Below are 11453 nucleotides of genomic sequence, written 5' to 3' on the forward strand. Positions count from 1 at the left end.
GTCGGCCGCTGGCATAGAGTCGTCGGGGCCCCTGGGCCGGCCTCACCCACCCTGGGCCGACCTCACCTACAGCGGGAGTCGCACACCTATGTCAGCACCGACGTCTCCATCGGCTCGGCCGCGCCGCCGCGCCGCGGACACCCCGGGCGGGCCCGCCCCGACCACGGCCAACGGGCTGCTGCTCCGCGCGGTCGGCCGCCGCCGGCACCTCTGGGCGCCCGGGCTGGTGCTCATGACGCTGTGGCAGTTGTGCGAGGCGCTGGTGCCCATCGCGATCGGCGTGATCGTGGACGCCGCGATCATCCCGCTCGACCGCTGGGCGATGCTGTGGTCGGTCGTGGGCCTGATCGTGTTGTTCACGGTGCTCAGCCTCGGGTACCGCTTCGGTGCACGGATGAGCAACCGGGCCCTGCAGGAGGAGGCGCACGACCTGCGGGTGGAGGCCACCCGGGTGCCGCTTTCCCGGCGTCGCGCGATGGAGAACGCCCGGTCCGGGGACGTGCTGTCGGTGTGCTCCGCGGACGCCGACGTGGCCGCCCTGGTGTTCCGGCAGATCGCGCTGGGCGGGTCCGCCGTGATCGGGATCGTGGGGATCTCCGCGTACCTGCTGTGGACCGACTGGGTGGTGGGGCTCATCGTGCTCGTCGGCGTGCCGCTCAGCCTGGTGCTGGTCGCCCTGCCCAGCCGCGCCATCTCCCGCCACAGCACCGCGCAGCAGGCCGCGATCGGCATGGCGAGCAGCCGCGCCACCGACTTCATGGCCGGCCTGCGCGTGCTCAAGGCCGGCGGCGGCGAGCGCTGGGCCGCCGAGCAGTACCGCACCGCCTCCGAGGACGCGGCCGCCGCGGGCATCGTCACCGCGGAGCGCTCGGGGCGCGTGCAGGGCATCGGCTCGCTCGGCATGGCCGTGGTTCTGGCGCTGGTCCTGCTGGCCGCCGGGTACCGCGTGCTCCAGGGCCAGATGGAGATCGGCACGCTCGTCTCCGTGGTGGGCGTGGCCGTGTTCTTCGAGGAGCCCGTCCGGATGATCACCCAGATGGTCGCCGTCTTCGCCCGCTCGCGCGGCGCCGCGCAGCGCTTGGTCAACCTGCTGCAATCCGCGCCGGTCGACGACTCCGGCTCCGAGGTCCCCGCCGGCGCCGAGCTGCGCGTGGCCGGCCTGACCCTGCCCGACGGCCGCGCGTTCGACCTGGAGGTCGCCGAGGGCGAGGTGTTGGCGCTCGTCGCCGATCAGCCGGCCGCCGCCGATGCCGTCGCCCTGGCGATCGCGGGTCACGGCGACGGGGCCGGTGCCGTGCTCGTCGGTGGTCACCACCGCAGCCAGCTCGCCCCCGGGATCGCCAAGCACCTGGTGGCCGCGCCGCACCGCGTGGATTTGTTCGTGGGTACCGTCCGCTCGAACATCACCATGAGTCACGACGACGACGAGGAGCCCATCTCCGAGGCGGTCCTGCAGGCCTCGGCGGTCGCGGAGCTCCTCGAGAACCTCCCCGACGGCCTGGATCACCCCGTCCGGGAGGGCGGCCGGAACCTGTCCGGGGGCCAGCGACAGCGGATCGCGCTCGCCCGGGCCCTGCACGCCGATCCCGACGTCCTGGTCCTGCACGAGCCGACCAGTGCCGTCGACGCGGTCACCGAGTTCCAGATCGCGCAGGCCGTGCGCCGGCTCCGGACGAGTCGGCCGGGCCAGGCCACGCTCGTCGTCACCTCCTCGCCGCCGTTACTCGCGACCGCCTACCGCGTGGTCCACCTGCCCCGCAGCGGCGACGTGCGCACGGGAACGCATCACGAGCTGCGCGAGGCGTCAGCCACGTACCGGACGGCGGTCGACCGATGAGCAGCGGCGAGCCTGGCACCGTCACCTCCACCGACGCCGCCGTGCCCGAGAGCGCCGCCCAGGCCGGCGGCCCCGACCGGCACGACCAGGACGGCGTCACGGCGGCGCTTCCCCTGGCCAGCGGCCGCGATTCGCTCGCCGTGCTGTGGCCGCTGCTGCGCGAGCGCCGCGGCTACCTTCTGCTGGTGGCCGTGGCCGGTCTGGTCGGCGCGGTCGCCGGCCTGGTGGCGCCGTGGGTGATCGGCCGACTGGTCGACGTCCTGCCCGGCAGCCAGGACTACTCCGCCGTGTGGGCGGCCGCGGGCGCGATCGCCGTGGCCGGCGTGGTGGGCGCGGGCTGCACGTGGGCGGGCCAGGCGTGGCTGGCCCGTCTCACCGAGCCGACCGTCGCGCGCCTGCGGGAGATGGTCATGGACCGCTCCCTGCGCCTGGGCGCCGCGCAGGTGGAGACCACCGAGACCGGCGACCTCGTCTCGCGCGTGGCCGAGGACGCGCGCGAGATCAGCCAGGCCGCGACCGCCGTGATCCCGCTGGTGGTGCAGTCGCTGTTCACGGTGATCGTCTCCGGGGTCGGCCTGGCGACGGTCGACTGGCGGCTGGGCCTCGTGGGCCTGGTGGCGCTGCCCATGTACTGGACGACGTTGCGCTGGTACCTACCCCGCTCGGGCCCGATCTACGCCGCCGAGCGAGCCGCCTTCGGCACCCGCGCCAGCCGGCTGCTCGGCGGGATCACCGGCTCGCGGACTCTGCACGCGTACGACGCCCAGGACGCGGAGCTACGCCGCATCACCGCCGCCTCGGCGCAGGCGCGGGACCTGTCGATCCGGGTGTTCTACTTCGTCACCCGCGCCTTCTCCCGCAACAACCGGGCCGAGGTCACGGTCCTCGGACTGCTGCTGGTCGTTGGGTTTGTCCTCGTGGACGCCGACATCATCACCGCCGGCGCCGTCACGACCGCCGCGCTGCTGTTCCACCGGCTGTTCAACCCGATCGGCGCGCTCGTGGGGATGGTCGACCAGGTGCAGTCGGCGGGCGCCTCGCTCGTGCGGATGGTCGGTGTCATCACCATGCCGGTTCCCGAGCGCACCGCCACTCTCGAGCCCGGCCCGCTCGACCTGACCGGCGTCTCCCACACCTATGGCGAGGCGTCCTCCGGCGACGCTTCCTCCGGCGGGACCGCCCCGGCGCTGATCGACGTGGACCTCACCCTGGCCCCCGGCGAGGTCGTCGCGGTGGTCGGCTCGACGGGCGCCGGCAAGAGCACGCTGGCCCTGGTCGCGGCCGGGACCCTGACGCCGTCGCGCGGCAGCGTCTGGATGGGCGGGGTGCCATTGGCCGATGTCGATCCAGTGGCGCTGCGCCAGCGCATCACGATGGTCTCGCAGGAGGTGCACTCCTTTGCCGCGACGATCGCCGAGAACGTGCGGGCGCCCCGCCCCGAGGCCCCCGAGTCCGAGGTCCGCGCCGCCCTGCGGACGGTGGGCGCCGACTGGGTGGACGACCTGCCCGACGGCATCCACACGGTCATCGGCGAGGGCGGCCACCCGCTCGATCCCATGCAGTCCCAGATGATCGCACTGGCCCGCGTCGAGCTGGCCGACCCCGACGTGGTGATCCTCGACGAGGCCACCGCCGAGGCCGGATCCGCGGGGGCACGCCGCCTCGACGACGCCGCGGCCGCCGTCCTGCGCGAGCGCGCGGGCCTGGTGGTGGCGCACCGGCTGAGCCAGGCCGTGTCCGCCGATCGAATTCTGGTGATGGAGCACGGCCGGGTCGTGGAGTCCGGCACGCACGACGAGCTGCTGCGGGCTGACGGTCGCTACGCCAAGCTGGCAAGGGCGTGGTTCGGGGTGTGAGGGTGCCGCGAGGCGAATAACGGCTCTTCCCAGATGAGGGTGTAGGTCGGCCGGGCGCGTCGGTCCGCAGATAGACGTCGAGATCTCCCGACGATGGAGGTTCCTACGCCATCCATCCGAAGACCTCGACCTGACCGACACAACCCCGCCGGCCGGCTTCGGCCGCCCTGACCGTCGACGCGACGTGCTGAGAGGTGGTTCCAACCGAGCGCTAGGACACTGGCTACAGGCATGCCGATAGGTCAGGAACGGCGTCGCTCCCTACGCAGGAGGGAGCGCAGAGTCTCGGCGTTCGCGTAGCCGACCCGTAGCGCGATCTCTGCGGAGGTGAGGTCCGTGGTTGCTGAGAGGTGCCGAGCTCGTTCGATGCGAAGCCGTTGGACGAAGCCGAGCGGAGTGAGGTTGAGCGCCGCACGGACTCGTCGTTCGAGGGTGCGCCGGCTGGTGCCGAGCGACTGCGCGACGAAGGCGACGTTGAACGGTTCGTCCAGGCGGGCGCGCACGAAGCGTTCGAACTCGACGACGATCGGGTCCTCGTGCCGGAGATGTTCGTAGGCGACGAAGGCCGCCTGCGACGGGCGCTCGTCGATGATGAGGAGCTTGGCGACATGTTGGGCCAGGTCGGGGCTGATCGATCGCACGAGTGAGAGCGCGAGGTCGATGTGGGCGAACGCGGCGCCGGCAGTGACGAGGTTCCCGTCGACCACGACCATGGTGTCGAGATCGAGGGCGACGGTCGGATAGCGCTTCAGGAACTCCGGCCCCAGGAACCAGCTGGTCGTCGCCCGCCGATGATGCATCCGTCCGGTCTCGGCGACAGCGAACACGCCGGTGCACGCCGCGGCGATCCGGGTGGTCGCCTCGTCGAGGCGCCCGAGCGAGGCGATGACCGAACGAGCATCTCGGCTCTGGAGGGCGTCGTTGGTAGCGGCGGCCGTGAGGGTTCCAAGCGCAGGGACGACGACCACGTCGAACTCTGCGGACTCCGACAGTGGGTGGTCCACCGACAGGGTCATCGATGCCGTCGTGGTCACTCGCCGTTTCGGTCCGAGGATGGCGAGTTCGATCGCGTCGATCCGCGGGTCGACATCGCGGCGGGCTCCGTCGGCCACCCGCACGATGTCGATGATCGACGCGACAGCCGAACCGAAGCAGCCGTCGATCGCGATCAGTCCGATACGCATGACGTAAACAATAGCAATGCTGCCGTATACGCCACTTCCCACCGGCCCTCGCTCGTCATACGCTGAACTCGTCCCACGAAGAACCCCGATTTCAAGGAGAGTCCCTCATGTCCACACCCGCATCACTTCCGTATGCCTTCGTCGCCAAGATCGTCGCGGCCGATGGACAGCACGACGCGCTCGCCGATCTGCTCGCCGGCGCTGTCGCACTCGCCAACGAAGAAGCAGGAACGATTGTCTGGTTCGCGGTCAGGACCCACGCCGACACCTTCTGGATCTTCGATGCATTCCCCGACGAGGCCGCTCGCGACGCCCACGCCAACGGCGCCATAGTCGCAGCCCTGATGGACAACCAGCACCTCCTCGGCGCAGCACCCGAGATCCTGGCGGCCGACGTCCTCGCGTCCAAGCTCCCGTAGTCCGCCAACGCACGAGACGATCGCGCCCCGCCGAGCGAGCCGTCGCCAGGTCGCGACGCAACGCCATGCTGCGTTGCCGAGCGGTGCGAGGCCTATCGGCACACGGACAGGATGTCCGAGCGTTCAGCCGGCGAGGGCTCTCTCAGAGGAGCCGAGCCTTGTTGTACTTCGGAGTGCGCGCGGCGACCAGCACGCCCACGCATCGTGGGTGACGGCGACGGCCCCAGAACCGGCCCGCTCGTCGCCGGAGGAGCCGCCAGCGCCGCCCCGAGCAGCTACGTGCCGGCGAGAGAAACTTGTCCTAGCTGAGCTCGTCCGCCAGCCGCGCGGCAGGGATCCAGTCGATCCCGAAGACCCGGGCCACCTCGGAGAAGGTCGACGCATCCGCGTCGGTGCTGGTCGCGGAGGCGATCAGGCGAGACAGCATGACCATGCCCGCTCGTTCCTCGATCGTCCCCGCCGCCGCCAGGAGCGTTATGTGACTATTTTAGAACTGTTGGGTGCTTGCAGATCTGCGTACCCGGCAGGAGCGGTGCCCGCACAGTCGTAGCACCGGGCACGATGGCGACCATGTACCTCATCGGGACCGGGCCGAGTGAGTTGCACGCTCACATCGACCTCGACCGTCGCCTGCAAAACCTCGGACTCCTCGACGGGGCCGAGGCGTCCGTGGTGTCGGCCGCCCAGGAGGACGGGCACTGGTCGGTCGTAGCTGAGATCCGACCCGACACGGAGGGGGAGGGGCAATGACGCCAACTGAGGCGAGGTCACTGGGGCGGGCCATCCGCACCGTTCGTCTGGAAGCCGGGCTGACGCAGCTCAGGCTGGCGCTCGCCGTCGGCGTAAGCGGGAGCCACATGAGCATTTGTGAACGGGGCCAGGTCCCCGCCGCCCGAGGCCGTCCGGCTCACCCTCCGACAATGAACCGCGAGCAGTTCGCAGCCATCGCCGATGCTCTGGGTTGCACCGCTGCGTACATCGCCGACCGCGCAGCCCTGTCGGCCACCACTCGAGTGAGTCTCGGCCTTCAACCGCTCGGCCCCTCCCGCACTCTCGTTGCGGGGATCGCATACGACCTCACCGACGCCGAAGCAGACAGGGCCGCCGACTTCATCTCCGGCCTCATCGCCGCCCGCGACCTGCACTGACAACCGGTGTCGGAGGCCCCGGCTACGGTGCCGGCGTGGACGAGCTGGTGGACCGAATCCGACACGCGGCCGACCAGACAGGCGAGGCGCACTTCCTCGAGCTGCTGCGCTGGCACCGCGTCGTCGCCGGCCTCGGCGAACCCGACTGGGGCGCCCGCGGCGCCTACCGGATCGCCACAGCACATGTCGGAGTTATAGCACTCGAGATGATAGTAGTGCCCCATAGAGTGGTGTAACTCGGTGGCCAAGATCGTCTGCGATTCCGTGTTGTACACGGGTGTAGAGCGGCCACCGTGTGATCCTTCGAGTCAACCTTCTACCGAATCCTCGAATGGAGTCATCACGATGACCGCACCCCACATTGTCGACCCTGCAGGCCTGCTTGGCCAAGCCCTATCCGACGCGTCGCCGGATCTGATGCGTGAGCTGCTGCAGACCATGATCAACGCCCTACTGTCCGCCGACGCCGACGCCGTCTGCGGTGCCGAGTGGAACGCCCGCTCGACCGAGCGCACTAACCGCCGCAACGGCTACCGGCACCGGCCCCTGGACACCCGCGTCGGCACGGTCGACGTCGCTATCCCGAAGCTGCGCTCGGGCAGCTACTTCCCGGAGTGGCTGCTCGAGCGCCGCAAGCGGGCCGAGTCGGCGCTGATCACCGTCGTGGCCGACTGCTACCTCGCCGGGGTATCCACCCGCCGCATGGACAAGCTGGTCAAGACCCTGGGTATCGACTCGCTGTCCAAGTCGCAGGTCTCACGCATGGCCGAAGACCTGGACGAGCAGGTCGCAGCGTTCCGGCACCGCCGCCTGGACGAGGCCGGGCCGTTCATCTTCGTCACCGCCGACGCCCTGACGATCAAAGTCCGCGAGAACAAGCAGGTCGTCAAGGCATCCGTCCTGTTGGCCACCGGCGTCAACGGCGATGGCCACCGCGAGGTCCTGGGCATACAGGTCGCCACCAGCGAGACCACGGCCTCGTGGAACACCTTCTTCGCCGACCTGGTCGCCCGCGGCCTCGGCGGGGTGCGCCTGGTGACCTCCGACGCCCATAAGGGCCTGGTCGAGGCGATCGCGGCGAACCTGCCCGGAGCTGCGTGGCAGCGCTGCCGCACCCACTACGCCGCGAACCTGATGGCCGTGTGCCCCAAGAGCATGTGGCCGGCGGTGAAGGCGATGCTGCACAGCGTCTACGAACAGCCCAACACAGACGCCGTCAACGCCCAATTCGACCGGCTGCTCGAGTACACCGAGCACCGGTTGCCCGAGGTCGCCGACCACCTCGGCGACGCCCGCGAGGACCTGCTCGCCTTCACCGCGTTCCCCGACGACGTATGGCGCCAGATCTGGTCCAACAACCCCACCGAACGGCTCAACCGAGAGATCCGCCGCCGCACCGACGTCGTCGGGATCTTCCCCAACCGCGACGCCATCGTCCGCCTCATCGGCGCCGTCCTGGCCGAACAGACCGACGAATGGGCCGAAGGCCGCCGCTACCTCGGCCTCGAAGTCCTGAGCCGCTGCCGACTCACCCTGACCACCGACAACGACACCAGCTCGCAGACGGAGGTGACCACCGATGACCTGATGCAACTACCCGCCTGACCACCAACGAAGGATCAAAAACCAGTTACACCACTACCAGGGGCTTGACCTCGATGATCCCTCCTACTTCCTCGTCCTGGCGGCGCGGAGCCCGTTGAGGATCACTATCACCTCGGCGATCTCGTGCACGAGCACCACCGCTGCGAGGCCGAGTACGCCGAACAGGGCCAGCGGCAGCAGCGCGGTAATGATCAGCAGGGACAGGATGATGTTCTGGTTGATGATGTGCCTGCCGCGGCGGGCGTGGTCGAACGCGCGCGGGAGGAGTCGCAGGTCGTGGCCGGTGAAGGCGACGTCGGCGGACTCGATCGCGGCGTCGGAGCCGGTCGCGCCCATGGCGATGCCGATGTCCGCGGCGGCCAGGGCGGGGGCGTCGTTGATGCCGTCGCCGATCATCGCGACCGAGCCGTGCCTGCTCAGCTCGCTGATGGCGGCGGCCTTGTCCTCGGGACGCAGCTCCGCGCGCACGTTTTCGATCCCTGCCTGCGCGGCCAGCGCGCGGGCGGTGCGGGCGTTGTCGCCGGTGAGCATGGTCACCCCGACGCCCTGGGCCGCGAGGGTGCGCACGACCTCGGGAACCTCGGGGCGCAGCTCGTCACGGACCCCGATCGCGGCGACCGGGACCCCGTCGCGGTGCACGATCACGACGGTCATGCCCTGCTCCTCCAGTCCCGCGACCTGGTCCTTAAGCGTCCCCGCGTCCAGCCAGCGAGGGCTGCCGACGGTGACCCGGGCCCCGTCGAGGGTGCCTTCGATGCCGTGCCCGGCCTGCTCGGTGACCTCCAGGGCGGCGGGAGCTCCGGGCGAGGCGGCGGTGATCGCGGCGGCCAGCGGGTGGGTGCTGTGCTGCTCCAGCGACGCCGCCCACGCCAACGCCTGCGCCTCGTCCACGCCGTCCGTGGTGAGCACGGCGGTGACGGCGGGCTCGTTGCGGGTGAGGGTGCCGGTCTTGTCGACGGCGACGTGGCGGATCACGCCGAACCGTTCGAAGACCGCGCCGGACTTGATGATCACGCCGAATCTGCTCGCCGAGCCGATCGCGGCGACGACGGTCAGCGGGACCGAGATCGCCAGCGCGCACGGCGACGCGGCGACGAGCACCACGAGGGCGCGGGTGATCCACAGCTCGGGGTCGCCCAGCAGCGAGCCGATGACCGCGACAAGAGCGGCGAGGATCAGCACGCCAGGCACGAGCGGCCGGGCGATGCGGTCGGCCAGGCGGGCGCGGTCGCCCTTCTCGGCCTGCGCCTGCTCGACCAGCTCCACGATCGTGGTCAGCGAGTTGTCCGTGCCCGCCGCGGTCGTCTCGACCTCCAGGGCACCGGCGGTGTTGATCGCCCCGGCCGACACCGCGTCGCCGGGCTCGACCTCGACCGGGATCGACTCGCCGGTGATCGCGGAGGTGTCCAGGCTCGACCGGCCCGTGCGGACGATGCCGTCGGTCGCGATCCGCTCACCGGGGCGCACCAGCATGAGCAGCCCGACCTGGAGGTCCTTCGCGGCGACCTCCGCGGGCGCGCCGTCCCGCCGGATGGTCGCGGTCTCCGGGACGAGCTTGAGGAGAGCCCTCAGCCCGCCGCGGGCGCGGTCCATGGCCTTGTCCTCCAGCGCTTCGGCGATGGAGTACAGGAACGCCAAGGCGGCGGCCTCCTCGACGTAGCCGAGAATCACCGCGCCGACCGCGCTGATCGTCATCAGCAGGCCGATGCCCAGCTTGCCCTTGAACAGCTTGCGGATCGCGCCGGGCGTGAACGTCGACGCGCCCAGCAGCAGGCCGATCCAGAACGCCACCAGCGCCGGGACCTCTGCCCCTGTCCATTCCAGGACCAGGCCCGTGCCGAAGGCGACGCCGGAGAGCACCGGGACCATGATCCCGCGGTCACGCCACCACGGACGCTCCCGCTCCTCCTCGGCCTCCTCGCCGACCCGGGTCTCCGGCTCGTCGCAGCCGCACGCCGCGCTCACGCGCCCGCTCCCGTCCCGCAGCAGCCCGGCACAGTGCACTCGGCGTCCACGCACGGCGCGTGCTCGTCCACGGCCAGCGTCACGTCCACCAGCGCCGTGAGCGCCGCCGCGAGGTGCGGGTCGGCGATCTCGTAGCGCGTCTGCCGACCCTCGGGCTCGGCGACCACGATCCCGCAGTCGCGCAGGCACGTCAGGTGGTTCGACACGTTCGAGCGCGTCAGCTCCAGCTCGCGCGAGAGCACGGCCGGGTAGCTCGGCCCGTCCAGCAGGGTCATCAGGATCCGGGAGCGCGTCGGGTCCGCCATGGCCCGGCCCAGCCGGTTCATGACGTCGAGGTGAGAAGCAATAGTCAGCATGCACTGAACTATACAGTAGTGGCTGACCTATTGTCACTCTGGGGAGTTCTGCCGCACGCGCTCCGCGCGCTTGCCCTCGGGAGCTGGGGTCACCTCCGCCAGCGGGGCCATGACGGCATCCCGCGGCCCTTCCACGTCTCCGCGAGGCCGACGACCCAGCGGGCGGAGGCGAAGAGGGCGTAGCCGGCCCCGGCGAGGCCAGCGCCGACTACGAGCCACCGCCCGATGCCGAGCCACACGCTCCCGTCCACGTCCAGCGCCCACTGAGCACCCGTGATGAGGCCCGCTGCGGCCATCCAGACGCCCGCGACCAGCATCGCGAGCGGCACGAGCGCGAGGAGCATCGCGGCGGCGGCGCTCCAGAGCTGGCGCGCCTCAACCTTCGCTGTCGCGGCGATGATCCGCTCGGCCCGCTCGTTCGCGGCGTCGAGGTTCGCCGTCATCGTGGTCGAGGCATCCCCGGCGGGCCCTCCTGACGGCCCCGCCATGACCCCTAGCGCCCCGATAGGGCGGTGTTCCCTACAGAATCCCTGGCCCGAGCTGCCCGCAGCCTTACAGGGAGAGCAGGCTGTCCATCTGGGGTACACCCGTGTGGGACGACAACCCGCCAACCATTGTTGCTGTGTCGCAGGGTCTAGTTCGACACATATGACACGTCTTCCCGTGGGGTCTAAGATCTATTGATACATATTCCGGGCGGAAGGGTCTCCTCATGGCTGATCGAATCGGGACGCTCTTGAACCGTTCGGGTGATGGTGGCGAGGAGGTGCTCATCGTCAGCCGCGGGAAGGAGCGGACTCGGTTCCGGCGTCGGGACGAGTTGGGTTGGAACTTTCGGGTGGAGTCGACGGACTCGGAGAACGTCGTCGAGGTAACGCCAAAACCGAAGCCGGCTTCGAAGCCGGCTCGCCGGGCCTCGCGTCCTCGTGGGCAGCGAGTGGCGTACGTGCGGGTGTCGGCCGCGGATCAGAATGAGGCGCGTCAGCTCGAGGCGGTGGGGGAGTGCGATCAGGTCTACGTGGAGAAGCAGTCGGCTCGCTCGCGCGCCGATCGCGTGAAGCTCGAAGAGTGCATCAGGTACCT

Annotated in this window: 13 protein-coding genes; 8 read left to right on the top strand and 5 right to left on the bottom strand. The window is 70.4% G+C overall.

Going from position 1 to position 11453, the window contains the following annotated elements; genetic code table 11:
• Window positions 1-88 precede the first annotated feature (88 nt).
• Both H483_RS37480 and H483_RS37485 read left to right on the top strand, forming a co-directional pair.
• Window positions 89-1837 (top strand): ABC transporter ATP-binding protein, encoded by a 1749-nt coding sequence (locus tag H483_RS37480; protein ID WP_017838543.1) that lies wholly within the window; start codon window positions 89-91, stop codon window positions 1835-1837.
• Complete coding sequence (locus H483_RS37485) at window positions 1834-3693, top strand: ABC transporter ATP-binding protein (protein ID WP_017838544.1); 1860 nt, start codon at window positions 1834-1836, stop codon at window positions 3691-3693. The genes H483_RS37480 and H483_RS37485 overlap by 4 nt, the downstream gene beginning before the upstream one ends.
• Before the next feature lie 242 nt (window positions 3694-3935).
• On the opposite strand, the gene H483_RS37490 is transcribed toward H483_RS37485, so the two are convergent.
• Window positions 3936-4877 carry a GlxA family transcriptional regulator gene (locus H483_RS37490; RefSeq protein ID WP_017838545.1) on the bottom strand — a complete coding sequence of 314 codons (942 nt, stop codon included), beginning with the start codon at window positions 4875-4877 and terminating at the stop codon, window positions 3936-3938.
• 107 nt (window positions 4878-4984) lie between these two features.
• Here H483_RS37490 and H483_RS37495 point away from each other — a divergent pair, with 107 nt between their 5' ends.
• Window positions 4985-5296 (top strand): putative quinol monooxygenase, encoded by a 312-nt coding sequence (locus H483_RS37495; protein ID WP_017838546.1) that lies wholly within the window; start codon window positions 4985-4987, stop codon window positions 5294-5296.
• Between the two features lie 301 nt (window positions 5297-5597).
• Here the strand turns inward: H483_RS37495 and H483_RS40420 are convergent, their stop codons facing one another.
• On the bottom strand, window positions 5598-5729 hold the full coding sequence (locus H483_RS40420) for a hypothetical protein (protein ID WP_017838547.1): 132 nt from the start codon (window positions 5727-5729) through the stop codon (window positions 5598-5600).
• 137 nt (window positions 5730-5866) lie between these two features.
• On the opposite strand from H483_RS40420, the gene H483_RS37500 reads away from it, so the two are divergent.
• From H483_RS37500 to H483_RS37515, 4 genes are all read left to right on the top strand, one after another.
• The gene (locus H483_RS37500) at window positions 5867-6046 is read left to right on the top strand and encodes a hypothetical protein (RefSeq protein WP_238556424.1); all 180 of its coding nucleotides are present in this window, start codon (window positions 5867-5869) and stop codon (window positions 6044-6046) included.
• Window positions 6043-6444 carry a helix-turn-helix domain-containing protein gene (locus H483_RS40425; protein ID WP_007633541.1) on the top strand — a complete coding sequence of 134 codons (402 nt, stop codon included), beginning with the start codon at window positions 6043-6045 and terminating at the stop codon, window positions 6442-6444. Before H483_RS37500 ends, H483_RS40425 begins: the two co-directional genes overlap by 4 nt.
• A 35-nt stretch (window positions 6445-6479) precedes the next feature.
• Window positions 6480-6680, top strand: a complete 201-nt coding sequence (locus tag H483_RS37510; RefSeq protein ID WP_017838550.1) for a hypothetical protein — start codon at window positions 6480-6482, stop codon at window positions 6678-6680.
• Window positions 6681-6789: 109 nt separating this feature from the next.
• A complete protein-coding gene (locus H483_RS37515; protein ID WP_031265395.1) occupies window positions 6790-8049 on the top strand; it encodes an IS256 family transposase in 1260 nt (419 codons plus the stop codon).
• A gap of 63 nt (window positions 8050-8112) precedes the next feature.
• On the opposite strand, the gene H483_RS37520 is transcribed toward H483_RS37515, so the two are convergent.
• From H483_RS37520 to H483_RS0120300, 3 genes are all read right to left on the bottom strand, one after another.
• Window positions 8113-10014 (bottom strand): cation-translocating P-type ATPase, encoded by a 1902-nt coding sequence (locus H483_RS37520; protein WP_031265396.1) that lies wholly within the window; start codon window positions 10012-10014, stop codon window positions 8113-8115.
• A complete protein-coding gene (locus H483_RS37525; protein ID WP_017838552.1) occupies window positions 10011-10370 on the bottom strand; it encodes a helix-turn-helix transcriptional regulator in 360 nt (119 codons plus the stop codon). The genes H483_RS37520 and H483_RS37525 overlap by 4 nt, the downstream gene beginning before the upstream one ends.
• A gap of 89 nt (window positions 10371-10459) precedes the next feature.
• On the bottom strand, window positions 10460-10813 hold the full coding sequence (locus tag H483_RS0120300) for a hypothetical protein (protein WP_017838553.1): 354 nt from the start codon (window positions 10811-10813) through the stop codon (window positions 10460-10462).
• A 269-nt stretch (window positions 10814-11082) separates the two neighbouring features.
• Here H483_RS0120300 and H483_RS40640 point away from each other — a divergent pair.
• A partial coding sequence (locus tag H483_RS40640; protein WP_193746916.1) for a recombinase family protein occupies window positions 11083-11453 on the top strand: 371 nt, incomplete at its 3' end.

Origin of the sequence: Dietzia sp. UCD-THP, assembly GCF_000349585.1 — a bacterium.
GTDB lineage: Bacteria > Actinomycetota > Actinomycetes > Mycobacteriales > Mycobacteriaceae > Dietzia > Dietzia natronolimnaea_A.